Origin of the sequence: Salmonella sp. 741265055_HSA (genome assembly GCF_046569525.1) — a bacterium.
GTDB classification, from domain to species: Bacteria; Pseudomonadota; Gammaproteobacteria; order Enterobacterales; family Enterobacteriaceae; genus Salmonella; species Salmonella enterica.
In genome coordinates this window covers 1-23,209 of record NZ_JBKFSQ010000031.1, presented here as the reverse complement: position 1 = coordinate 23,209, position 23,209 = coordinate 1, and the positions used below count along the sequence as shown (strand labels likewise).

The 23,209-nt window shown below is 52.1% G+C and carries 21 protein-coding genes; 12 read left to right on the top strand and 9 right to left on the bottom strand.

The genetic code is table 11. From position 1 onward, the window contains the following. The first annotated feature begins 2 nt into the window (after positions 1 to 2). The 7 genes from gip to glxK all read left to right on the top strand — a co-directional run bounded on the left by gip (position 3) and on the right by glxK (position 8,588). A complete protein-coding gene (gene gip / locus ACLD4K_RS16495) occupies positions 3 to 779 on the top strand; it encodes a hydroxypyruvate isomerase Gip (protein WP_411012168.1) in 777 nt (258 codons plus the stop codon). A 99-nt stretch (positions 780 to 878) separates the two neighbouring features. Continuing rightward, on the top strand, positions 879 to 1,757 hold the full coding sequence (gene glxR / locus ACLD4K_RS16490) for a 2-hydroxy-3-oxopropionate reductase (RefSeq protein ID WP_411012167.1): 879 nt from the start codon (positions 879 to 881) through the stop codon (positions 1,755 to 1,757). 65 nt (positions 1,758 to 1,822) lie between these two features. Beyond that, complete coding sequence (locus ACLD4K_RS16485; RefSeq protein WP_061377223.1) at positions 1,823 to 3,070, top strand: MFS transporter; 1,248 nt, start codon at positions 1,823 to 1,825, stop codon at positions 3,068 to 3,070. Between the two features lie 95 nt (positions 3,071 to 3,165). Further along, positions 3,166 to 4,620, top strand: coding sequence for an allantoin transporter (locus ACLD4K_RS16480; protein ID WP_411012166.1), 1,455 nt, complete (start codon positions 3,166 to 3,168; stop codon positions 4,618 to 4,620). A 78-nt stretch (positions 4,621 to 4,698) separates the two neighbouring features. Further along, positions 4,699 to 6,060, top strand: a complete 1,362-nt coding sequence (allB, locus tag ACLD4K_RS16475; protein WP_411012165.1) for an allantoinase AllB — start codon at positions 4,699 to 4,701, stop codon at positions 6,058 to 6,060. A gap of 58 nt (positions 6,061 to 6,118) precedes the next feature. After that, positions 6,119 to 7,417, top strand: a complete 1,299-nt coding sequence (locus ACLD4K_RS16470) for a uracil/xanthine transporter (protein ID WP_411012164.1) — start codon at positions 6,119 to 6,121, stop codon at positions 7,415 to 7,417. A 22-nt stretch (positions 7,418 to 7,439) separates the two neighbouring features. Next, positions 7,440 to 8,588 (top strand): glycerate 3-kinase, encoded by a 1,149-nt coding sequence (glxK, locus tag ACLD4K_RS16465; protein ID WP_023138422.1) that lies wholly within the window; start codon positions 7,440 to 7,442, stop codon positions 8,586 to 8,588. Between the two features lie 79 nt (positions 8,589 to 8,667). Here the strand turns inward: glxK and allE are convergent, their stop codons facing one another. Genes allE through allD form a run of 3 tightly spaced genes read right to left on the bottom strand, consistent with a single transcriptional unit; the run spans position 8,668 to position 11,770 of the window. Beyond that, on the bottom strand, positions 8,668 to 9,453 hold the full coding sequence (gene allE, locus ACLD4K_RS16460; protein ID WP_411012163.1) for a (S)-ureidoglycine aminohydrolase: 786 nt from the start codon (positions 9,451 to 9,453) through the stop codon (positions 8,668 to 8,670). Between the two features lie 10 nt (positions 9,454 to 9,463). Then, positions 9,464 to 10,699 carry an allantoate deiminase gene (gene allC, locus ACLD4K_RS16455; protein WP_000589769.1) on the bottom strand — a complete coding sequence of 412 codons (1,236 nt, stop codon included), beginning with the start codon at positions 10,697 to 10,699 and terminating at the stop codon, positions 9,464 to 9,466. Positions 10,700 to 10,720: 21 nt separating this feature from the next. Beyond that, positions 10,721 to 11,770 (bottom strand): ureidoglycolate dehydrogenase AllD, encoded by a 1,050-nt coding sequence (gene allD / locus ACLD4K_RS16450; protein WP_411012162.1) that lies wholly within the window; start codon positions 11,768 to 11,770, stop codon positions 10,721 to 10,723. Between the two features lie 315 nt (positions 11,771 to 12,085). On the opposite strand from allD, the gene ACLD4K_RS16445 reads away from it, so the two are divergent. Genes ACLD4K_RS16445 through ACLD4K_RS16430 form a run of 4 tightly spaced genes read left to right on the top strand, consistent with a single transcriptional unit; the run spans position 12,086 to position 16,737 of the window. After that, the gene (locus ACLD4K_RS16445; protein WP_411012161.1) at positions 12,086 to 13,750 is read left to right on the top strand and encodes an acyl-CoA synthetase FdrA; all 1,665 of its coding nucleotides are present in this window, start codon (positions 12,086 to 12,088) and stop codon (positions 13,748 to 13,750) included. A gap of 9 nt (positions 13,751 to 13,759) precedes the next feature. After that, a complete protein-coding gene (locus tag ACLD4K_RS16440) occupies positions 13,760 to 15,019 on the top strand; it encodes a DUF1116 domain-containing protein (protein ID WP_000495330.1) in 1,260 nt (419 codons plus the stop codon). An 11-nt stretch (positions 15,020 to 15,030) separates the two neighbouring features. Further along, positions 15,031 to 15,840 (top strand): DUF2877 domain-containing protein, encoded by an 810-nt coding sequence (locus ACLD4K_RS16435; RefSeq protein ID WP_017465363.1) that lies wholly within the window; start codon positions 15,031 to 15,033, stop codon positions 15,838 to 15,840. 3 nt (positions 15,841 to 15,843) lie between these two features. Next, positions 15,844 to 16,737, top strand: coding sequence for a carbamate kinase (locus ACLD4K_RS16430; protein WP_000855337.1), 894 nt, complete (start codon positions 15,844 to 15,846; stop codon positions 16,735 to 16,737). 40 nt (positions 16,738 to 16,777) lie between these two features. On the opposite strand, the gene purK is transcribed toward ACLD4K_RS16430, so the two are convergent. The 4 genes from purK to ppiB all read right to left on the bottom strand — a co-directional run bounded on the left by purK (position 16,778) and on the right by ppiB (position 19,688). Beyond that, on the bottom strand, positions 16,778 to 17,845 hold the full coding sequence (gene purK, locus ACLD4K_RS16425; RefSeq protein WP_000815601.1) for a 5-(carboxyamino)imidazole ribonucleotide synthase: 1,068 nt from the start codon (positions 17,843 to 17,845) through the stop codon (positions 16,778 to 16,780). Next, a complete protein-coding gene (gene purE / locus ACLD4K_RS16420) occupies positions 17,842 to 18,351 on the bottom strand; it encodes a 5-(carboxyamino)imidazole ribonucleotide mutase (protein WP_000098736.1) in 510 nt (169 codons plus the stop codon). The genes purK and purE overlap by 4 nt, the downstream gene beginning before the upstream one ends. A 117-nt stretch (positions 18,352 to 18,468) precedes the next feature. Further along, positions 18,469 to 19,191 carry a UDP-2,3-diacylglucosamine diphosphatase gene (gene lpxH, locus ACLD4K_RS16415; RefSeq protein ID WP_411012160.1) on the bottom strand — a complete coding sequence of 241 codons (723 nt, stop codon included), beginning with the start codon at positions 19,189 to 19,191 and terminating at the stop codon, positions 18,469 to 18,471. A gap of 2 nt (positions 19,192 to 19,193) precedes the next feature. Continuing rightward, entirely contained in the window at positions 19,194 to 19,688 is a 495-nt protein-coding gene (gene ppiB, locus ACLD4K_RS16410) for a peptidylprolyl isomerase B (RefSeq protein WP_000255991.1), read from the bottom strand. Between the two features lie 172 nt (positions 19,689 to 19,860). On the opposite strand from ppiB, the gene cysS reads away from it, so the two are divergent. After that, entirely contained in the window at positions 19,861 to 21,246 is a 1,386-nt protein-coding gene (gene cysS, locus ACLD4K_RS16405; RefSeq protein WP_411012159.1) for a cysteine--tRNA ligase, read from the top strand. 109 nt (positions 21,247 to 21,355) lie between these two features. Here the strand turns inward: cysS and ybcJ are convergent, their stop codons facing one another. Together ybcJ and folD are read right to left on the bottom strand one after the other, a co-directional pair. Beyond that, positions 21,356 to 21,568, bottom strand: coding sequence for a ribosome-associated protein YbcJ (gene ybcJ / locus ACLD4K_RS16400; protein ID WP_183059514.1), 213 nt, complete (start codon positions 21,566 to 21,568; stop codon positions 21,356 to 21,358). Between the two features lies 1 nt (position 21,569). Next, positions 21,570 to 22,436, bottom strand: a complete 867-nt coding sequence (gene folD, locus ACLD4K_RS16395) for a bifunctional methylenetetrahydrofolate dehydrogenase/methenyltetrahydrofolate cyclohydrolase FolD (RefSeq protein ID WP_000729165.1) — start codon at positions 22,434 to 22,436, stop codon at positions 21,570 to 21,572. Positions 22,437 to 23,209 lie beyond the last annotated feature (773 nt).

Genomic DNA, 23,209 nt, shown 5'->3' with positions numbered 1-23,209 from the left:
CGATGTTACGTTTCTCTGCCAATCTTTCTATGCTGTTTACGGAATATGATTTCCTGGAACGCTTTGATAAAGCGGCGTTGTCGGGATTTTGCGGCGTGGAATTCATGTTTCCCTACGATAACGACATCGAAGTGTTAAAACGTAAGCTCAGGGATAATAATCTGGAACATACGTTACATAATTTACCGGCTGGCGACTGGGCGGCTGGCGAACGTGGAATTGCCTGTATTCCTGGGCGTGAAGAAGAGTTTCGCGATGGCGTAGCGGCCGCAATCCGCTATGCACGTGCGTTAGGCAATAAGAAAATAAATTGTCTGGTGGGTAAAACGCCGTCAGGATGCTCCGCAACGGAGATCCACGACACGTTGGTCGAAAACCTGCGCTATGCGGCAAATATGCTGGCGAAAGAAGACATTTTATTACTTATCGAACCTATTAATCACTTTGATATGCCGGGATTCCATCTCACCGGCACTCAACAGGCGTTAGCATTAATTAAGGATATCGGCAGCGATAATATCAAAATTCAGTATGATATTTATCACATGCAACGCATGGAAGGGGAATTAACGCAAACCATGACGGCATGGGCCGATAAAATAGGCCATTTACAAATTGCTGATAACCCGCGTCGCGGCGAGCCGGGGACCGGGGAAATCAATTATGACTTTATTTTTAATGTCATTAAACAGTCTGATTATGATGGCTGGGTTGGCTGTGAATATAAACCACTGACTACCACGGAAGCGGGATTATTGTGGATTAATCAGTACCGTTAAAACGCAGAATAATTCGGGCAGCGCTTTTTTTCCACTGTGTTGGAAGGGGATTGTGTTGCCTGAATCTGGAAACACCGAAAGCAATAAAAGAGGTTGTATATGAAACTGGGATTTATTGGCCTGGGAATTATGGGCTCGCCAATGGCTATCAATCTGGCACGCGCCGGTCATCAATTACACGTTACGACTATTGGTCCGGTCGCGGACGAACTGCTCTCGCTGGGGGCGGTAAATGTTGAGACTGCACGTCAGGTAACTGAATTTGCAGACATCATCTTCATAATGGTGCCGGATACGCCGCAGGTTGAAGAGGTGTTATTTGGCGAACACGGTTGCGCTAAAACATCGCTTCAGGGAAAAACCATCGTCGATATGAGTTCTATTTCTCCTATCGAAACCAAACGTTTTGCCCAGCGCGTTAATGAAATGGGCGCTGATTACCTGGATGCCCCGGTTTCCGGGGGCGAAATCGGGGCGCGTGAAGGCACTCTGTCGATTATGGTCGGCGGCGAGCAGAAAGTCTTTGACCGCGTTAAACCGCTCTTTGACATCCTGGGAAAAAATATCACCCTGGTGGGCGGCAATGGGGATGGGCAAACCTGTAAGGTGGCTAACCAAATTATTGTTGCGCTGAATATTGAAGCGGTTTCTGAAGCCTTAGTGTTTGCTGCAAAAGCAGGTGCCGATCCGGTACGCGTGCGCCAGGCGTTAATGGGCGGGTTCGCCTCTTCACGCATTCTGGAAGTTCACGGCGAGCGGATGATCAACCGGACGTTCGAGCCTGGTTTCAAAATCGCGCTTCATCAGAAAGACCTTAATCTTGCATTGCAAAGCGCAAAAGCGCTGGCGCTGAATTTACCGAATACGGCGACCTGCCAGGAATTATTCAATACCTGTGCGGCAAATGGCGGGAGCCAGCTTGATCATTCGGCAATGGTGCAGGCGCTGGAATTAATGGCCAATCATAAATTGTCCTAATTATGTGTATCGCTGCGGCTGCAGCGATACCTGTTCACAAGGAACACTCTGTAAAGGTGAAGAACATGAGTGAAACTAAAAAATCCGGGATTGATTACTGGAAACAAATTGTTGTCGTAATGAGTCTGGGCTGGGTAGCGATTTGGATCTATCGCACCGTGCTTACGCCAATTTATCCAGAAATTCAGGCATCTTTAGACAATGTAAGTAATGCAGAAATAGGCGCTATTGCAAGTTTTTACTTTTTTGCTTACTGCAGTATGCAAATTCCTTGCGGAATATTGGTCGATAAATTCGGTCAAAAAATCATGCTGATGGCCGGATTTACGCTATTTATTATTGGTACACTCTGTATCGCGAAAGCCAATGGCCTGACCATGATCTATATAGGGTCGCTAATGGCAGGTGGCGGATGCGCTTCTTTCTTTAGCTCGGCTTATTCACTCTCTTCGGCAAACGTGCCGCAGGCCCGTCGGGCATTAGCCAACGCGATTATCAACAGTGGGTCGGCTATAGGGATGGGGATTGGCTTAATCGGTTCCAGCGTATTAGTAAAAAACATGAGCATGGCCTGGCAAAATGTACTGTATATCGTGGCCGCGATATTAGTAATCATGCTGTGCGTCTTTACGCTGATCATTCGCGGTAAAGCCAAAAGCGACTCTGCGCAAGCGGAAAAGCAAACCCAAACCGTTACGGAAGATGAGAAACGCGCGCCTTTATTCTCTGGTTTATTGTGTAGCGTTTACTTCCTCTATTTCTGTACCTGCTACGGTTATTATTTGATAGTGACCTGGCTGCCCTCTTATCTACAGACTGAAAGAGGATTTGATGGCGGAGCTATCGGGCTGGCATCAGCGCTGGTAGCGGTGGTTGGCGTACCGGGAGCGTTATTTTTTAGCCATCTGTCAGATAAATTCCGTAACAGTAAAGTTAAGGTTATTCTCGGTCTGGAAATTGTGGCGGCAGCAATGTTGGCGTTTACGGTTTTGTCCCCGAATACCACGATGCTGATGGTCAGCCTGACGCTATACGGCTTGCTGGGGAAAATGGCAGTAGACCCGATCCTGATCTCCTTTGTATCTGAACAGGCTTCGGCAAAAAGTCTGGGAAGAGCTTTCAGCCTTTTTAATTTCTTTGGCATGAGTTCGGCGGTTGTCGCCCCAACGTTGACCGGATTTATTTCGGATGTAACGGGGTCGAAGGAGATCAGTTTTGTGATTTCAGCATGTTTAGTGGTTACCGGAACGCTGATCTTTGCTGCCGTTACATTATATAAAAAGAAAGCAACACAACGTATTGCTTCAGCTTAAAAATAATTATATCTATTAATTCTTTATTTTATATTTATTTGTTCCTCATAGCTAAACCCATAACAACGTTATCCGATGCGTGAAAAGAGGGATTTATGGAACATCAAAGAGAGCTATATCAGCAGCGCGGTTATAGCGAAGACTTATTACCTAAAACAGAAACCCAACGAAACTGGAAAGCATTTAATTATTTCACCTTATGGATGGGATCTGTACATAACGTGCCAAATTACGTTATGGTCGGCGGTTTTTTTATACTGGGGCTATCAACATTTAATATCATGTTGGCCATTATTATCAGCGCATTATTTATTGCGGCAGCGATGGTAATGAATGGCGCGGCAGGCAGCAAATATGGCGTTCCTTTTGCTATGATATTGCGAGGTTCTTACGGCGTCCGCGGCGCGCTATTCCCAGGATTATTGCGAGGGGGAATCGCGGCAATCATGTGGTTCGGCTTGCAGTGTTACGCGGGATCGCTGGCATTTCTTATTTTGATTGGGAAGATCTGGCCAGGATTTCTGACATTAGGCGGAGATTTCAAGCTGTTGGGTCTTTCACTGCCAGGGCTAATTACTTTTCTCATTTTTTGGATTATTAACGTTGGCATCGGTTTTGGCGGTGGTAAAGTATTAAATAAATTTACCGCTATCCTCAATCCATGTATTTACATTGTCTTTGGCGGCATGGCTATTTGGGCAATATCGCTGGTCGGCATTGGCCCGATTCTGGACTATCTGCCTTCAGGCGTGCAAAAAGCAGAGCACAGCGGCTTTCTGTTCCTGGTGGTGATTAACGCCGTAGTCGCCGTCTGGGCTGCGCCAGCGGTAAGCGCGTCCGATTTCACGCAAAACGCGCATTCATTTCGCGCTCAGGCATTGGGACAAACATTGGGGCTTATCGTAGCGTATATATTATTCGCCGTAGCCAGCGTGTGCATTATTGCTGGAGCCAGTATTCATTATGGTATGGATACCTGGAACGTGCTGGATATTGTGCAGCGCTGGGACAGCCTGTTTGCTTCATTCTTTGCGGTGCTGGTGATTCTGATGACGACAATTTCAACCAACGCCACCGGTAATATTATACCTGCGGGGTATCAAATTGCGGCACTTGCCCCGACAAAGCTTAACTATAAAAATGGCGTAATGATTGCCAGTATTATCAGTCTACTGATCTGCCCATGGAAATTAATGGAGAGTCAGGACAGTATTTATCTGTTCCTTGATATTATCGGCGGTATGCTTGGCCCGGTAATCGGCGTAATGTTAGCTCATTATTTTGTGGTAATGCGTGGAAAAATTAATCTTGATGAGCTGTACACCGCCAGCGGTGATTACAAATATTATGATAATGGATTTAACCTGACTGCATTTTCAGTCACCCTGGTCGCAGTCATTCTGTCATTAGGCGGCAAGTTTATACCATTTATGGAGCCTTTATCCCGCGTGTCCTGGTTTGTAGGCGTAATAGTTGCGTTCGTTGCTTATGCGCTATTGAAGAAACGCACGGGTTTTGAAAATACAGGAGAGCAAAAACTCGCAGGTTAAATATTGAAAAAGCATTAAGCGTATTTAATGAAGTGTGCGCTATTTAAAAACTATCTGTATCCATACAAGGAGTTTGTTATGTCTTTTGATTTAATTATTAAAAACGGTACTGTCATCTTAGAAAACGAAGCGAGAGTTATCGATATCGCCGTCCAGGGCGGAAAAATCGCCGCGATTGGCGAAAACCTGGGGGAAGCGAAAAATGTGCTGGATGCGACGGGATTGATCGTTTCGCCGGGCATGGTTGACGCGCATACCCACATTTCTGAACCGGGCCGTACCCACTGGGAAGGCTATGAAACCGGTACGCGCGCGGCGGCGAAAGGCGGTATTACCACGATGATTGAGATGCCGCTCAATCAGCTGCCGGCGACGGTCGATCGTGAGACGATTGAACTCAAGTTTGACGCGGCGAAAGGTAAGTTGACCATCGACGCCGCGCAGTTGGGCGGTTTGGTCTCTTATAACCTGGATCGGCTGCATGAGCTGGACGAAGTGGGCGTTGTCGGCTTCAAGTGCTTTGTCGCCACCTGCGGCGATCGTGGCATCGATAATGATTTTCGCGACGTTAATGACTGGCAGTTTTACAAAGGCGCGCAGAAACTGGGGGAGATGGACCAGACGGTACTGGTACATTGCGAAAATGCTCTGATTTGCGATGAGCTGGGCGAAGAAGCTAAACGCGAAGGACGCGTAACGGCGCATGATTATGTCGCCTCACGTCCGGTATTTACTGAAGTGGAAGCCATTCGTCGCGTGCTGTATCTGGCGAAAGCGGCAGGTTGCCGTCTGCACGTTTGCCATATCAGCAGCCCGGAGGGTGTAGAGGAAGTAACGCGCGCGCGTCAGGAAGGTCAGGATGTCACCTGTGAATCGTGCCCGCACTATTTTGTCCTCGATACCGATCAGTTCGAAGAGATTGGCACCCTGGCAAAATGTTCTCCGCCAATTCGCGACCAGGAAAACCAGAAAGAGATGTGGGAAAAACTGTTTAACGGCGAAATCGACTGCCTGGTATCCGACCACTCTCCATGCCCTCCGGAAATGAAAGCAGGCAATATCATGCAAGCATGGGGCGGAATTGCCGGACTGCAAAACTGCATGGACGTCATGTTTGATGAAGCGGTGCAAAAACGCGGTATGTCGTTGCCGATGTTTGGCAAATTAATGGCGACCAACGCCGCCGATATTTTTGGTCTGAAACATAAAGGACGTATTGCCCCCGGCAAAGATGCTGACCTGGTCTTTATTCAGCCTGACAGTAGCTATGTTCTGAAAAATGAAGACCTGGAATATCGCCATAAAGTCAGTCCGTATGTTGGCCGTACTATTGGCGCGCGTATTACCAAAACGATTTTGCGCGGCGATGTTATTTATGACATCGAGCATGGCTTCCCTGTGCCGCCAAAAGGTCAGTTTATCCTTAAACATCAGCAGTAATCCGGTGTGATTTAATGCCCGTCGTCACGACGGGCATTCTCTATTTTAAGGTGTGGATATGTTCCCTGTTATTAACCGCGAAAGTGTATTGTCCGGCTTTCAGTGGTTTTTCTTTATTTTCTGTAACACGGTTGTGGTTCCCCCTACCTTGCTGTCCGCTTTTCATCTTCCCGCTGATAACCTGTTAATGCTCACACAATACGCTTTTTTGACCACCGCGTTGGCCTGCCTGGTTCAGGCATTTTGCGGCCATCATCGGGCCATTATGGAAGGGCCGACAGGGTTGTGGTGGGGCGCTATTCTTACGATTACGCTTGGCGAGGCGTCTCGCGGCACGCCGCTGAACGATATCGCCTCCAGCCTGTCGGTCGGGATCGCGATCTCCGCGATGGTGACGATATTTATCGGCATTAGCGGCTTAGGACACCGTCTGGCTCGCCTGTTTACGCCGGCGGTAATGGTTTTTTTCATGCTGCTTTTGGGCGCGCAACTGACCTCAATATTTTTTAAAGGCATGCTGGGGCTGCCTTTTGGCATTGCCGATACCAGCGCCAGAATCAAATTGGCCCCCTTTGGGCTGGCGGTCGCGGTGATGTGTTTTATCCTCGCGATGATTATTTTCCTGCAGCAGCGTATCTCCCGTTACGCGTTACTGGTAGGGACCGTGGTCGGGTGGGGGCTATGGCGGTTATGCTTTCCTTCATCACACTTACCGCCAGGTGAATTAAGCTGGCGATGGTTTCCGCTGGGCAGCCACGGCACGCTGATGCCGGGTATTATTGTGACGGCGGTGATGACGGGGCTAGTCAACATCAGCAACACTTACGGCGCCATCCGCGGTACCGATATCTTTTATCTGCATCAAGGGTCGGGCAGTTCTCGTTATCGCCGAAGCTTTATGATTTCCGGACTGATGACGTTAGTGACGGTGCCTTTCGCGGTCGTGCCTTTTTCGCCTTTTGTATCTTCCATTGGTTTATTAACGCAAACCGGCGACAGTTCTCGCAAATCTTTTATCTGCGGTAGCGCGCTGTGTCTGCTGGTTGCCATTATAACGCCGTTAACCCGCTTATTTTGCGCTATTCCACTGGCGATCAGCAGCGCCGTTATGCTGGTCTCTTATTTACCTTTACTTTATTCCGGTTTGGTTTTTAGCCAGCAAATTACATTTACCGCGCGGAATATTTATCGCCTGGCGTTACCGCTTTTTGTCGGCATTTTTTTGATGGGGCTTCCTCCGGTCTATTTACAGGATCTTCCACTGATGATTCGTCCTTTGCTTAGCAACGGATTACTGGTGGGAATCTTACTGGCAGTGCTTATGGAAAATCTTATTCCGTGGGAACGCATTAAATAACGTGAGAAAACAAGGAGACATGATGAAGATTGTAATTGCGCCAGATTCATTCAAAGAGAGCTTAAGCGCTGATAAATGCTGTCAGGCTATTAAAGCGGGATTTTCAACCGTATTTCCTGATGCGCGCTATGTTTGTTTACCGATCGCCGATGGTGGAGAAGGAACCGTGGACGCGATGGTGGCTGCGACCGGCGGGAAACGGGTTTCTGTGGACGTTAGCGGGCCGATGGGGGAAAAAGTAAACGGATTTTATGGCCTGACCGGCGACGGCAAAACGGCGATTATTGAAATGGCGGCGGCGAGCGGATTGATGCTGGTGGCGCCAGAGGCGCGTAATCCGCTGCTGGCATCCAGTTTCGGCACCGGCGAATTGATTCGTCACGCCCTGGACGCGGGGATTCGCCATATTATTCTGGGTATCGGCGGCAGCGCCACGGTGGATGGCGGAATGGGAGTAGCGCAGGCGCTCGGTGTGCGTTTTCTGGACGCGCAGGGAACGCCGCTTGGCGCCGGAGGGGGCAATTTATCGCGCCTGGCGAGCATTGATCTGCAGGGGTGCGATCCGCGAATTTCAGAGTGTCGTATTGAGGTTGCCTGTGATGTTGATAACCCGTTGGTGGGGCCACGCGGCGCGGCGGCGGTATTCGGTCCGCAGAAAGGGGCAACGCCTGAAATGGTCGAGACGCTGGAAAATGGATTGCGTAATTATGCCCGTGTCTTACATGCCCTGACCGGACGCGACATGTCTCAAATACCGGGCGGTGGCGCGGCCGGAGGAATGGGGATTGCCGCTATCGTCTTTCTGGAAGCGGAAATGAAGCCCGGTATTGAGATTGTTATGCAGGCGGTGAAGCTGGAGGAGGCGGTAAAAGAGGCCTCGCTGGTGATTACCGGAGAAGGGCGAATCGACTCGCAAACGGCGGGAGGAAAAGCGCCGATAGGCGTCGCGTCAGTGGCGAAACGGCATCATGTCCCGGTTATCGGCATTGCCGGCGTACTGGGAGACGGCGTGGAGGTGGTCCATCGCCACGGTATTGATGCAGTATTCAGTATTTTGCCGCGGCTGGCGCCTTTGCCGGAAGTTCTGGCGAACGGTGAACAAAATCTCTACCACAGCGCCTGTAATATTGCCCGCGTCATCAAACTTGGCCAGAATATCGGGACTCGTTAAGCATAAAAAAAGCCACGGTTCTCACCGTGGCAAAATCCAACATAGCTAAATTAAAAATAATCAGGAGGGCTGCCCGCCGTTAAATCATAACGTCGCGGTTACAGTCTTTGGAGTAGATGTAGCTGAATGCTTCGCCACGACCTACACCGTATCCGGCCTGCAGGGAATAAGCGCCCATGAAAATGTAGTCGCCTTTTTTCACCGGCACCCAGTTGTTGTCGAGGTTATAAACTCCCTGGCCGGAAAGGATATAAGCGCCATGTTCCTGGACGTGGGTTTCAATATAGCCGTGGCTGGCGCCCGGTTCGAACGACAGAATATGCATATTCATATCGAAGCCCAGCTCTTTAGGCAGGAAATCCAGCAGAATAACATCTTCCATGCCTTCATAATGAATACGCTCCAGCTGGCTGGCATTGCCGGAAACCAACCACGGGGCATGACCCTCGACAGGAGTATAGCGGCGTTTATATAAAAATAGCTGGCTGTCTTCCGTTTGAGCGTTGCTAAAGGTCATCATCTCGCCCGGTGGACAATAGAGGTATCCGCCCTGGGTTAAAGAGAATGTTTTTCCTTCTACTTTAGCTTCAATATTTCCCGCAATGACATAGAGAAAAGTTTCAATCCCCTCGCCGCCAAAGCCCTGCTGGTTGCCGCCATTCTGATGTAAGGTGACCAGATAATCGACGAAAGAAGCACCCAGCTTCGGCGTCGAAAGGATGGTGACGTCACAGTCTTCAAAGCCGGGAATAATATTTTTCACCAGACCGTCCGGCGTTAAGAGCGCATAGTTACCGTGTTTCACAATGGCGCGGTTCGCCAGTAAATCATCGCGGTAACCCGTGACGTTATTCAGATATCCCATTGATGGCTCCTTATTTTTGCCAGGCAAGTTGATGCAGCATTAATGCCAGAGTTTTGACCCCTTCAGCAAGGTCATTAATGTTGGTACGTTCCGCCGGGTTATGGCTGATACCATTAATGCTGGGGACGAAAATCATACAGGTAGGGACGCGCGGCGCGAAAATTTGCGCGTCATGACCTGCGCCGCTATGCATTATGCGATAGTTCAGTTGTTCGGTTTCACACAGCCTGGTGAGGGCCGCGACCAGTTCGGCGTTCATCGGCACCGGCGCTTCGTCCATCCACAAATCGATATCGATGCTGATATCCATTTCATCGCAGATTGCGCGCATATCGTTTTCCAACTGTTCGGTAAATTCGCGAAGTACCGCGGCGTCCGTATGCCGGCAATCGATTGTAAATGTGGTTTTTCCAGGGACAACATTGACCGTATTCGGCTGCGGCTCAACTTTGCCAAACGTTAATACCAGGGGATCGCCATGCTGTTTGGCTTTTTCAATGGACTGACTGCAAATACGACTGAAGGCATGCACCGTATCGCGACGATAGCCCATTGGCGTTGTGCCTGCATGGTTGGACTCACCGTTGAGCGTCACCGTGTAGCGACGTTGCCCGACGATGGCGTTGACAACGCCAATCGACTGTCCGTTGCTCTCCAGAACGCAGCCTTGCTCAATATGCAATTCAACAAAGGCGCGGATATCGGTTCGCGCAGCGAGCGGCGCGGCGGGAAGGGTAAATCCGCACGCCTGCATAGCGTCGACAAAGCCTGTGCCTTTGGCGTCCTGGATATGGCGTACCTCTTCAGGATTCGCCAGGCCAAAAATGTTCTTGCTGCCCCAAAAAACGTAAGGGAAACGGCTGCCTTCTTCCTCAGCCATTGACACTACCTCGACGGTGCGCAGCGGCGCGCCGTAGGTCGCTTTTAGCCAGTCGAGCGCCAGCCAGGCGGCAAGCGCGCCGAATTGCCCGTCCAGATTGCCGCCGTTGACGACCGTATCAATATGCGAACCGCTTAAAATCACCTGCTCCGGAAATTGTGTGCCGCAAAGGCGGCCATATAAATTTCCGACGTCATCAAAGCGTGTTTCCAGACCGCTTTCTGCCATTCGCTTTTTAAACTGCTGCTGTGTTTCCAGCCACTCAGGCGAATAAAGTAAACGCGTCATTCCACCCGTAGGATCGGCTCCAATGGAAGAGAGCCAGGGCAATGTTTCTTCTATCGCGTGGCGAAAATGCTTTATCATAGAAAATTCCTGTTTCAATAATTATTGGGCAAAGGGATTTTTTGTTTCGTATGACTTGAGATAGAGGGCATCGGAAATCAGATATTGATAAATATCATCAACAATATCGATACCATTCATATCGGCATTTTTCTGTTTAATATCCTGATCCTGTCCAGGATAATAAACCTGTTTAAAACCGGGGGCGGGCTTCACGGAATTGAGTTCCTGCATGGTCTGACTAATATGTTTGCGGAATAATTCACAGGAAGAAAAGAACGCCGGATTAATGACCAGATGAAGTTGTCCTAAATTGCGTCCGGCGTGTAAATCTTCATACATCGAACTGACCTGGCGGCCAAACGGCAGCCCCAGCAGAATACCGGACAGAATATCGATCATCATCATCAGGCCGTAACCTTTCGGGCCTGCGGCGGGTAATAACGCATTGACGGCAAAAGGATCATGTGTCGGCGCGCCGTTTTTATCGACGGCCCAACTCTCCGGAATGGACTCATTGCGGGACCGTGCATCGAGGACTTTTCCCCAGGCCTGCACGGTGGTGGCCATATCAAAGGTAATGATGTCCTCGCCTTCGCCCGGCGCGGCAAAGGCCAGCGGATTAGTGCCATAGTAAATATCCGCCCCGCCAAACGGCACGACCATAGGATCGGACTGACAGATAGACAGACCAATCAGGCCTTCGCGAGCAGCCTGGCGGACGAAATAAGAGATGGCGCCGCTATGGCCCATTCTGCTAATGCCGACAACCGCGACGCCATTTTTTTTGGCTATTTCAATAGCATGCTCCATTCCCATTTTGGCTGCGACCTGCCCGGCAGCATTATCGGCATGCAGTATCGCCGTACAGGGACCGGTATTCTCAATGCGGAACGTCGGCTCTCGGTTGGTGCCGCCTTTTGAAATTCGTTCGGCATAATATTCAACGCGTACGGCGCCATGTGAGTGAATACCTCTGGCATCTGCATAAACCAGTACGTCGGCGACGATGGCGGCGTGCTCACGTTTTAGTCCAGCTTTATAAAGCTTATTTTCGATAAGCTGATGGAGTGTTTCCCGACTGATTTTCATCTGTCTTCCTTTTTAACGACGGTGTGAAGCATGACTGCGATTAACATACCGGGAAAATAAAATGATTATGTGATCCAGACAGGCAAAAAAATATAATTAGAATTTATTTGATAATCAGGCGGGTTTTATCTTTTTGCTTAAATAAAAAGCTTTTTTAGAAAATCATAACTAATCCTTTAGCCGTTGTTTGAATTCTTTTGTTAATAAACTTGATGTGACGTTAATCACTCTATTTACCCTCCCGGATATATACCGTGAAGCGCACATTAACACTGCTCGTGCAATTGCAATGGGTGCAATTATTAAGGAGTTGTTATGATCCACGCCTTTATTAAAAAAGGGTGTTTTCAGGACTCTGTTAGCTTAATGATTATTTCTCGAAAGCTGAGTGAGTCCGAAAATGTTGATGATGTATCGGTAATGATGGGAACGCCTGCGAATAAGTCGCTGCTGGAAACTACCGGTTTCTGGCATGACGATTTTCATGGCGCTACGCCCAATGACATTTGCGTGGCGATTCGTACCGAAGCGGTAGATGACGGCATTACGCAAGTGATTGTGCAACAGCTCGAAGAAGCATTGCAGCAGTTGGCGCAGGGAAGCAGCGGCAGCCAGTCGTTAATTCAGGTCAGACGCTGGGAAAGCGCCTGTCAGAAACTGCCAGAGGCGAATCTGGCGCTGGTGTCGGTGGCCGGCGAATATGCGACGGAACTGGCGGAGCAGGCGCTGGATCGTTCGTTGAACGTGATGATCTTCTCCGATAATGTCACGCTGGACGATGAAATCAGACTAAAACGCCGGGCGCGTGATAAAGGACTGCTGGTCATGGGGCCGGATTGCGGCACCGCTATGATCGCCAACACGCCGCTGGCTTTCGCTAACGTCATGCCAGAGGGCAACATCGGGGTGATTGGCGCTTCCGGCACCGGTATTCAGGAGCTCTGTTCACAGATTGCGCTGGCGGGGGAAGGGATTACCCATGCCATCGGGCTTGGCGGACGCGATTTGAGCGCCGAGGTCGGCGGGATCAGCGCGCTAACGGCACTGGAGATACTCAGCGCGGATGAAAAGAGCCAGGTGCTGGCCTTTGTCTCCAAACCGCCTGCCGATGCGGTTCGTCAGCATATTATCGCGGCGATGAAAGCCACCGGGAAACCCGTTGTAGCGCTGTTCTTAGGGTTTTCCTCCCCCGTTGCGCGTGAGGAAAATGTCTGGTTTGCCTCGACGCTGGATGAAGCCGCCCGCCTGGCATGTTTATTGTCTCGCGTGACGTCGCAGCGTAAAGAAATGGTTTCAACAGGCGGCGTGATTCGTGGCCTCTATACCGGCGGAACGCTGGCGGCGGAAGCGGCGGGGCTGCTGGCCGGCTATCTGGGCGTCGCGACGGATACGGAACATCACCATGGCATGATGCTTGACGCTGACGGCCACCAGATTATCGATCTGGGCGATGACTTTTATACCGTTGGGCGACCACATCCGATGATTGACCCGGCGTTACGTAATCAGCTTATCGCCGGGCTTGGCGCACAGCCGCAGGTCCGCGTGTTATTAGTGGACGTCGTTATTGGTTTTGGCGCGACCGCCGATCCCGCCGCATCGCTGATTCAGGCCTGGCAGAAGGCATACGCCGCACGCGCCGGCGACCAGCCGCTGTTCGCCATCGCAACCGTCACCGGAACGGAACGCGATCCTCAGTGCCGCTCGCAACAAATCGCCGCGCTCGAAGATGCCGGCATCACGGTAGTGGATTCTCTTCCCGAAGCCACTCTGTTGGCCGCGGAACTGATTCGACCCACTCTCTCTTCCACTCATCCATCAGCTCCCCGGTTACTGGAAGCGGTGGCGGTGATTAATGCCGGGTTACGTAGCTTCGCGCTGGATTTACAGGCTGCCGGTATGCCCGTGGTGCACTACCTGTGGGCACCTGTCGCTGGCGGTAATAAAAAACTGGCTCGTCTGTTAGAACGTTTGCAATAAGGGGTTCCCATGTTTACATCAGTGGCGCAAGCCAACGCTGCAGTCATCGAACAAATTCGTCGCGCACGTCCGCACTGGCTGGATGTGAAGCCAGCTTCTTCATTAATTAGCGTGCTCAATCAGGGGAAAACGCTTCTTCATGCCGGGCCGCCGATGCGCTGGCAAGAGATGACCGGCCCGATGAAAGGTGCCTGTATCGGCGCGTGCCTGTTTGAAGGATGGGCCAAAGATGAAATGAGCGCGCTCGCGCTGTTAGAGCAGGGAAAGGTCAACTTTATTCCCTGCCATCACGTTAACGCTGTGGGGCCGATGGGCGGTATTACCTCAGCCAGTATGCCGATGCTGGTCGTGGAAAATATCACCGATGGCAATCGCGCGTACTGCAATCTCAACGAAGGGATCGGCAAAGTGATGCGTTTCGGCGCCTATGGCGAGGATGTTCAGCAACGTTTGCGCTGGATGCGTGATGTGCTGATGCCGGTATTAAGCGCAGCGCTGGGACGTCTGGAGCGGGGCCTCGACCTGACCGCAATGATGGCGCAGGGCATTACGATGGGAGATGAATTCCACCAGCGCAATATCGCCTCTTCCGCATTGCTGATGCGCACGTTGGCGCCGCATATCGCCCGTCTGGAACACGATAAGCAGCAGATAGCGGAAGTGATGGATTTTCTGAGCGTCACCGATCAATTCTTCCTTAATCTGGCGATGGCCTACTGTAAAGCCGCCATGGACGCGGGCGCGCAGATTCGCGCCGGCAGTATTGTGACGGCGATGACCCGCAATGGCGATATGTTTGGTATTCGGGTTAGCGGTCTGGGCGACCGTTGGTTCACCGCGCCTGTTAATACGCCACAGGGGCTATTTTTTACCGGTTTTTCGCAGGATCAGGCCAACCCGGACATGGGCGACAGCGCCATTACTGAAACGTTTGGTATTGGCGGCGCAGCGATGATTGCCGCGCCTGGCGTAACGCGTTTTGTCGGTGCCGGGGGAATGGAAGCGGCGAAATCTGTTTCTGAAGAGATGGCTGAAATTTATCTCGAACGCAACATGCAGCTACAAATCCCCGGCTGGGATTTTCAGGGGGCCTGTCTGGGACTGGATATCCGCCGCGTGGTCGAGACCGGAATTACGCCGCTGATTAACACGGGTATCGCGCATAAAGAGGCGGGGATTGGCCAGATTGGCGCGGGAACCGTCCGTGCGCCGCTGGCCTGTTTCGAGCAGGCGCTGGAAGCGCTGGCGGAAAGCATGGGCGTAAGTTAAGAGAGCGTCTCATGAAATGTATCCATCCTCTTATGGCAAGCCGACAATCGGCGGATTATCGGCAACCCTGGCAGATGTCAGGGGTATGGCGTCGCTCTATTAATTTTGTGGCGAAAAGCGGTGAGTTATTAACGCTTCACCGTCGGGGGAGCGGCTTCAGTCCGGGAGGGTGGATACTGCGCGGCGGCGATTTTGACGCATTGCGCGATGTGCTCACCGATGGCGAAAAACCGCAGTCAACCGCTGCCGGTATTCAGATTGGCGAGTTTCTTTTATGCGAGCCGGAGAGGCGCTGTTCGCTGCGGGTTCCACGCTATCTTGCGTCGCCGCGTCTTAACGCGACGTACATGCAGCGTAGTGAGGAGACGGGGCTGTTTGGGCCGTTAACCGTCGCCGCAGCCCAGCCTCTATGTCCGGAACTTCGCCAGTTTTGTCACTGCTTTCAGTCGGCGCTTGCAGGTGCTGCGACTGACTGGCGGCTATGGCTGGGTAAAGGGCCGGGCTTAACGCCCAGTCATGACGACACGCTGACGGGAATGTTGCTGGCGGCCTGGTATTTTGGCGCCATAGATGAACGCGCCGGGCGTAATTTTTTTGCCCAATCCGGCAGCCTTGATCGGGCGACGACGCTCGTGAGCGTTAGCTATTTACGCTATGCGGCTATGGGTTATTTCGCGTCGCCTTTACTCCACTTTATTCATGCGCTGCGACGAGATGCTCGCACAGAAACGGCGATTGACGGACTGCTGGCGCTGGGGCACACCTCTGGCGCGGATACGCTGCTGGGGTTCTGGCTTGGACAACAAATAGTAAAAGGATAGGGAATGAAAACGTTGGTAGTTGCTCTTGGCGGCAACGCATTATTGCAGCGCGGAGAAGCGCTAACGGCAGAGAATCAATATCGCAATATTGCCGACGCGGTGCCTGCGCTGGCGCGACTTGCCCGCTCGTATCGGCTGGCGATAGTACATGGCAACGGCCCCCAGGTCGGCTTGTTGGCTTTACAGAACCTTGCCTGGAAAGCCGTTGAGCCTTATCCGCTGGATGTGCTGGTAGCGGAAAGTCAGGGAATGATCGGCTATATGCTGGCGCAGCGTCTGGCGCTTGAACCCGATATGCCGCCGGTGACTGCGGTATTAACGCGGATAAAGGTATCGGCGGACGATCCTGCTTTTCTTGAACCGGAAAAGTTTATCGGTCCCGTTTATTCGCCAGAAGAGCAAATGGCGCTGGAAGCGACTTATGGCTGGCATATGAAACGTGATGGAAAATATCTGCGCCGTGTCGTCGCTTCCCCGGCGCCGCGTCAGATTATCGAAAGCGCCGCTATTGAGTTATTGCTAAAAGAGGGCCATGTGGTGATTTGCAGCGGCGGTGGCGGGGTTCCTGTTGCCGGTGAGGGCGAAGGGGTCGAGGCGGTGATAGATAAAGACCTGGCGGCGGCATTGCTGGCGGAGCAGATAGCGGCTGATGGTTTGATCATTTTGACGGATGCGGATGCGGTGTATGAACATTGGGGAACGCCGCAGCAGCGCGCTATTCGTCAGGCTTCGCCCGATGAGCTGGCGCCGTTTGCCAAAGCCGATGGCGCGATGGGGCCGAAGGTGACCGCGGTAAGCGGGTATGTGAAGCGGTGCGGAAAGCCGGCATGGATTGGCGCGCTGTCGCGTATTGACGATACCCTGGCGGGCAGAGCGGGAACCTGCATCTGTCTGTGATCGCGACGGGCGGCGACAGAGAATGCGCCGCCCACGCTGTTTATTTAAGCTTACTTTGCGCCCAGATAATGCCGCTGGCGTATTCGCCCGGCAGGAGCGGAGAGAGCGCTTCCAGGGTGGCGCTAAGACGTGACGTATCGCTGTCGGTCAGATTCAGATGGCCGACTTTTCGCCCCGGACGTACCGCTTTATCATACCAGTGCAGATGTACCAGCGGCAGCTTCAGCCAGTCGTAATTCAGCTCGCTGCCGATCAGGTTGATCATCACCGACGGGGCGTTAATCACCGGCGCGGGCAACGGCAGGCCGGTAATCGCGCGCAAATGCAATTCAAACTGACTGATGCTGGCGCCATTTTGCGTCCAGTGTCCGCTGTTATGCACGCGCGGTGCCAGTTCATTGATTAACAAGCCTTCCGGCGTGATAAAACATTCCATCGCCATTACGCCGACGTAGTTCAGCGCCTGCATAATTGCTGACAGCATCGATTCCGCCTGCTCCTGCTGTTCGGCGTTCGCCTGTGGGAACGCGACGCTGGTCCGCAAGATGCCGTCCTGATGCAAATTGTGCGTCAGCGGGTAAAACACGGTACTGCCGTCATGAGCGCGCGCGCCGACTAACGACACTTCGCCGGAAAAATGGATACCGCGCTCAACAATACATTCGCCATAGCAGTCATCCGGCAGTTGCCCGGTTTCGTCCGCGCGTAGACGCCACTGCCCGCGACCGTCGTAGCCGCCAACGCGACGCTTAATAATCGCCAGTTCGCCCAGACGGTCAAAGATGCCGGACCACTCGTCGGCGCTGGTCAGCAGTTGCCACGGCGCGGTCGCGAGTCCCAGTTTATCGAAAAGCTGTTTTTGTGTCAGACGGTCGGCGATGATCGGAAATACATCGCGATTGACGAAGGCTGGGTGGCGCGCCAGCTCGCGGGTAAGCGCGGTTTCCGGCCAGCGCTCAATCTCTGCGGTAATGACGCTCTGCTGTACCGGCACGGCGGTAGGCTCTGCATCCAGACCAACCGGCCAGACGGCGATACCCAGCGGTTCGCCCGCCTGGCGCAGCATTCGGCCCAGTTGTCCGTTGCCGAGAACGCAAACTTGCTTCATAGCGTCCCCCGCGGATCGGGATTTTCCAGAACTTCATCGGTTTGCGCTTTGCGCCAGTCGGCGATGCGCTGATGCAGTTCCGCGTCGTGTTGCGCCAGAATCTGCGCTGCCAGCAGGGCGGCGTTAGCCGCACCGGCTTTACCGATCGCCAGCGTACCCACCGGAATGCCGCGCGGCATCTGCACAATGGAGTAAAGGCTATCCACGCCGCTTAGCGCAGCGCTTTGTACCGGCACGCCGAGCACCGGGACCAGCGTTTTTGCCGCAATCATTCCCGGCAGGTGTGCCGCGCCGCCCGCGCCGGCAATAATCACTTGATATCCGTTCTCTTCCGCCGTTTCGGCGAAGCTGAACAGCTTATCGGGGGTGCGATGAGCGGAAACCACTTCTACATGGTGCGGGACATCCAGAATTTCAAAAATTTCGGCGGCGAATTGCATGGTAGCCCAGTCGCTTTTGGACCCCATCACGATGGCGACACGCGCCGGATTATTGCGGGAAGACATGCGTCTTAAAACTCCTGTGGTGCGGGACACGCTGCTTTTGAGGTGTCAAAGAATAGCATGATAATCAGGCAAGGAAAACGGTTGCGTGTGCGCCGTAACGGACGATTCGACGAACATTTACAGGGGGAAGGCGATTAACTCAACGTTGTCCGGCGTGACTTTTACCATTGAACCTTCATGATGCCATGCGCCTAACACCACGCGGAACTCGGGCTGGTCGTTGACGGAAAGTTCATGCACTGCCGGGCGGTGGGTGTGACCGTGAACCAGCCACTGTACGCGGTGTTTTTCCATTTCGGCGACGACGGTCTGCGCATTGACGTCCATAATATCCAGCGATTTGCTGCTGTTGGCGGCTTTACTGCCGGCGCGCATTCTGGCGGCGATACGGCGGCGGATAAACAGCGGCAGGGTAAGGAACAGTCGTTGAACCCACGGATTATGGACTTTGGCGCGAAACGCCTGATAACCGGCATCATCGGTACAAAGCGTATCGCCGTGCATAATCAACACGTTGCGGCCATACAGGTCGAGCACCTTTTCCTGCGGCAGTAGAATCATGCCGCTTTCGCGGGCAAAGCGTTTGCCAATCAGGAAGTCGCGATTACCATGAATAAAGAAGCAGGGAACGCCAACATTCACCACCGCTTTGATGGCGGCGGCTATCTCACGATGTAGCGGGTTGGGGTCGTCGTCGCCAATCCAGGCTTCGAAGAGATCGCCAAGAATATACAGCGCGTCGGCCTGACGGGCTTCTACATCTAAAAAACGCAGAAAACCGGCGACGATCGCCGGTTCTTCCGTTTGCAGATGCAAGTCTGCAATAAACAGTGTCGCCACGATTACTCGCTGACGGTCACGTTTTCAATGATGACGTCTTCTTTTGGTACGTCCTGGTGCATACCGCTACGGCCAGTGGCGACGCCTTTGATTTTATCTACCACGTCCATACCTTCTACGACTTCCGCAAAGACGCAGTAGCCCCAGCCCTGTAGACTTTCGCCGGAGAAGTTCAGGAAGTCGTTGTCTGCCACGTTGATGAAGAATTGCGCGGTAGCCGAGTGTGGTGCCTGAGTACGCGCCATTGCCAGCGTACCACGGGTATTTTTCAGACCATTGTTGGCTTCGTTTTTGATCGCCTCTTTGGTGGCTTTCTGTTTCATGCCCGGCTCAAAGCCGCCGCCCTGAATCATAAAACCGTTAATTACACGGTGGAAAATGGTGTTGTTGTAAAAACCTTCGCGGCAGTAGTCCAGGAAGTTTTTAACTGTTTCAGGCGCTTTATCATCAAAGGTTTTGATTACGATATCGCCGTGATTAGTGTGGAAAGTAACCATTTTTGCATCCTGTTCCAAGAGAGTGGTGCTTTAGCCCGCAATAGGGCACATATAGGGGCTTGTTATAGCATAACCGTAAGCTGCGATCACCTTGCAAAGTGTGCTGCTTCAAGGTTGAATTATGAGTATTATACACACCTAATTACCCACACACGTCTATACGGAATCTTCGATGTTAAAAATTTTTAATACACTGACGCGCCAAAAAGAGGAATTCAAACCCATTCATGCCGGGGAAGTCGGCATGTACGTGTGTGGTATCACCGTTTACGATCTCTGCCACATTGGCCACGGACGCACGTTTGTCGCTTTTGACGTTGTCGCGCGCTATTTGCGTTTTCTCGGTTATAAGCTGAAGTATGTGCGTAACATTACCGATATCGACGATAAAATTATTAAACGCGCCAATGAAAACGGCGAAAGTTTTGTCGCGCTGGTCGACAGAATGATTGCGGAAATGCATCAGGACTTCGACGCGCTGAATATTCTGCGTCCGGACAGCGAGCCGCGTGCGACGCACCATATTCAGGAAATTATCGAGCTCACCCGCACCTTAATCGAGAAAGGGCACGCCTATGTGGCGGATAACGGCGATGTGATGTTCGATGTACCGACCGATCCGACTTATGGGCAGCTTTCCCGTCAGGATCTTGAGCAGCTTCAGGCGGGCGCGCGCGTAGATGTCGTTGACGTGAAGCGTAATCCGATGGACTTCGTGCTGTGGAAAATGTCGAAAGAGGGCGAGCCGAGCTGGCCGTCGCCGTGGGGCGAAGGGCGTCCGGGTTGGCACATTGAATGTTCGGCAATGAACTGCAAGCAGTTGGGCCACCATTTTGATATTCACGGCGGCGGTTCCGATCTGATGTTCCCGCACCATGAAAACGAGATTGCCCAGTCTACCTGCGCGCATGACGGCGAATACGTCAACTACTGGATGCACTCCGGTATGGTGATGGTGGATCGCGAGAAGATGTCCAAATCGCTGGGCAACTTCTTTACCGTGCGCGACGTGCTGAAATACTACGATGCGGAAACCGTGCGCTACTTCCTGATGTCCGGGCATTACCGTAGCCAACTGAACTACAGCGAAGAGAACCTCAAGCAGGCGCGCGCCTCGCTGGAGCGGTTATACACCGCATTGCGTGGAACGGATAAATCAGCGGCCCCGGCGGGCGGCGAGGCCTTTGAAGCGCGTTTCGTGGAGGCGATGAATGACGATTTCAATACGCCGGAAGCCTATTCCGTCCTGTTTGATATGGCGCGTGAAGTCAACCGTCTGAAGGGCGAAGATATGACCGCCGCGAATGCGATGGCGTCTCATCTGCGGAAGATTTCCGGCGTGCTGGGACTGCTGGAGCAGGAGCCGGATGTTTTCCTGCAAAGCGGCGCGCAGGCGGATGACGGTGAAGTCGCGGAAATTGAAGCCTTGATTCAACAGCGTCTGGATGCCCGTAAAGCGAAAGACTGGGCGGCGGCGGACGCGGCGCGCGATCGTCTCGCTGAAATGGGTATTATTCTGGAAGATGGCCCGCAGGGCACCACCTGGCGGCGTAAGTAATAGCCGTATTGCCGGAGGGTGACGCAAGGCGACTCATCCGGCCTGCCGTTCATTGTATAGTAGGCCGGATAAGGCATGAGCCGCCATCCGGCGCATTCACCGACGCAACTCAGTCGGTGACATTTACGCTTTGACCGGCATAACTTACCGTTTGCCCGGCCACGATTTTGCAGCGTTTACGCGTTTCAGCCGCGCCATCAACCTTCACCAACCCGTCGGCAATGGCGATTTTCGCCTGCGCGCCGCTTTCGCTCCAGCCTTCCAGCTTGAGCAGATCGCACAGCTCGACGTGCGGGTGCTTGCCTAAAGAGAATGTCGACATGTTATTTTCCTTGTGGATCGTGATATTCAATGCACGCCTGCAGCGTGTTTTCGATAAGCGTGGCGACCGTCATCGGGCCGACGCCGCCCGGTACTGGCGTGATGTATGACGCGCGCGCTGCGGCTTCGTCAAACACGACGTCGCCAACGACTTTGCCATTTTCCAGACGGTTAATACCGACATCAATCACAATTGCGCCTTCTTTAATCCATTCGCCGGGAATAAAGCCCGGTTTACCTACGGCGACAATGAGCAAATCAGCATGCTCGACATGGTGACGCAGATCTTTGGTAAAGCGGTGCGTAACGGTAGTCGTACAGCCAGCCAGTAGCAGCTCCATGCTCATCGGGCGTCCAACGATATTGGACGCGCCAATGACCACCGCATTCAGGCCGTAGGTATCAATGTTGTAACGCTCAAGCAGGGTCACAATACCGCGGGGCGTACAGGGACGCAGGCGCGGCGCACGCTGGCACAGACGACCGACATTATAAGGATGAAAACCGTCTACGTCTTTATCTGGCGCGATACGCTCCAGCACTTTAACGTTGTCGATACCTGCCGGTAAAGGCAACTGCACCAGAATACCGTCGATCGTGTTATCTGCATTCAGAGTATCGATAAGCGCCAGCAGTTCGGCTTCGCTGGTGGTTTCTGGCAGGTCATAGGAGCGGGAGACGAACCCCACTTCGTCGCACGCTTTACGTTTGCTTGCGACATAAATCTGTGAGGCCGGATTGCTGCCGACCAGCACCACAGCCAGGCCGGGAGCGCGAAGACCTGCTGCGACGCGTGCCTGAACTTTTTGAGCAACCTCAGATCGCACCTGCTGCGCAATCGTTTTACCGTCAATAATCTTTGCTGCCATCAGAGAGAAGATTCCATCTGTTACTTCAAGTCAAAGGGGATAACGCTATTTTGTCAGAAGCGGGCCTCGCTGTCAGTTAACGTTTGTGTTTCCGATGCAAACGCGACGTCTCCCCCGTCTGTTGACGATACTGAGACGTGACCAGTAAGCGCGCCATGATGAACCAAAAAGAAACAATTCATCACCCTGGTTATGGTTACCGTAATCCCTCGTCGTTAATAGCATCAGGCGGCATAATGCGATATTTTATACAAAATAAGATTAGACCCTTATTATATACCAATAAGAATTAGCTTAGGTCATTAAAAGAGTTTGTGGCTGTTTTTTATTTAGCGAAATGTTTAATTTATTACCGTGACGAAATGTCATATTCGCCAGGATTAATTACTGCGTCTGATACTCAGGGGAGAAACAGAAAACTAATTAATCTGCGATATCTATCTTTACAGGATGAAGAGATAACTTTTCTGACATGTTATGTCGATAATAATTCAAACGGAGCCGACAGGATGCCGAAACCGGGTGTGTGTAATTCAAGGGAAATCCATGAAACATAAATTAATGACCTCTACTATTAACAATATAGATTATACCTGTTCTGATTTCTCGGAAAAGTCTAGCGAAATGTGAATTATGGGTAGCGGATAGGATGTTCTGTGACGTTATAGAGAATTCGTTCATGGTTGGGTTATTTTCTTTAGAGTTAATGTTGGGTGGTTTATACCCTTCATACTTCAAGTTGCTTATGTGTTGGCTACGGATTACTCGGCCCA